Below are 1284 nucleotides of genomic sequence, written 5' to 3'. Positions count from 1 at the left end.
TAGGCGATCCCCCTGCGGGCCATTTCATCGGGGCGGTAGACGTTGCGCAGGTCGGCGATGGCGGGGGTCTTCATGACGGCCTTGACCCGGTCCATGTCGAGGCCGCGAAACACGTCCCATTCGGTGACCAGCACGGCGACGTCGGCGTCGGCCAGGCAGGCATAGGGATCGTCGGCATAGGCGATGTCGGTGAGGACGAGGCGCGCCTGTTCGGTGCCTTCGGGATCATAGGCGCGGATGCTGGCGCCGGCGTCCTGCAGCGCCTGGATGACGGCGATGGCGGGCGAATCGCGCATGTCGTCGGTGTTGGGCTTGAACGTCAGCCCGAGCACGGCGACCGTCTTGCCGCGGACATCGCCGCCGGCAAGCTGGATGACCTTTTTCGCCATCGCGCGCTTGCGGGTGTCGTTGACCGCCGCCACCGTCTCGACGATGCGGATCGGCGCGCCGGCATCCTGCGCCGTCTTGACCAGCGCCAGCGTGTCCTTGGGAAAGCAGCTGCCGCCATAGCCGGGGCCGGCGTGGAGGAACTTCGACCCGATGCGATTGTCGAGCCCGATGCCGCGCGACACGTCCTGGACATTGGCGCCGACGGCCTCGCACAGGTCGGCGATCTCGTTGATGAAGGTGATCTTGGTGGCGAGAAAGGCGTTGGCCGCATACTTCGTCAGCTCGGCGGTGCGCCGGCCCATGAACAATATCGGCGAATGGTTGAGGAACAGCGGGCGATAGAGTTCCGTCATCACGGCGCGGGCGCGTTCGTCATCGGTGCCGACGACGATGCGGTCGGGGCGCTTGAAGTCGCCGATGGCGGCGCCTTCGCGCAGGAACTCGGGGTTGGACACGACGGCGAACTCGGCGTCCGGGTTGACCTCGCGGATGATGCGCTCGACCTCGTCGCCGGTGCCGACGGGGACGGTCGATTTGGTGACGATGACGGTATAGCCGGTCAGCGCCGCGGCGATCTCGCGGGCGGCGGCATAGACATAGCTCAGATCGGCATGGCCGTCGCCGCGGCGGCTCGGCGTGCCGACGGCGATGAAGATCGCCTCTGCCCCGGCGATGCCTTCGGCAAGCTCGGTGGTGAAGGTCAGCCGGCCGGCGCGGGCATTGCCGCTGACCAGCGCCTCGAGGCCGGGTTCGAAGATCGGCATCACGCCGGCGTGCAGCCGCTCGATCTTGCCCGGATCCTTGTCGACGCAGCACACATCGTGCCCGAAATCGGCAAAGCAGGCCCCCGACACCAGGCCGACATAACCCGAACCGATCATCGCAACACGCATG

1 protein-coding gene is annotated in these 1284 nt (G+C 67.4%); it reads right to left on the bottom strand.

The features are described 5' to 3' along the window. Window positions 1-1283 (bottom strand): UDP-glucose dehydrogenase family protein (locus ACP7AI_RS17535; protein WP_426170264.1); only part of this gene is annotated, 1283 nt, incomplete at its 3' end. Window position 1284 lies beyond the last annotated feature (1 nt).

The organism is Sandarakinorhabdus sp. DWP1-3-1, from assembly GCF_049896705.1.
In the GTDB taxonomy this organism is placed as follows: domain Bacteria; phylum Pseudomonadota; class Alphaproteobacteria; order Sphingomonadales; family Sphingomonadaceae; genus Sandarakinorhabdus.
The sequence above is the reverse complement of the archived record's forward strand: the minus strand, read 5'-3'. Positions and strand labels throughout refer to the sequence as shown.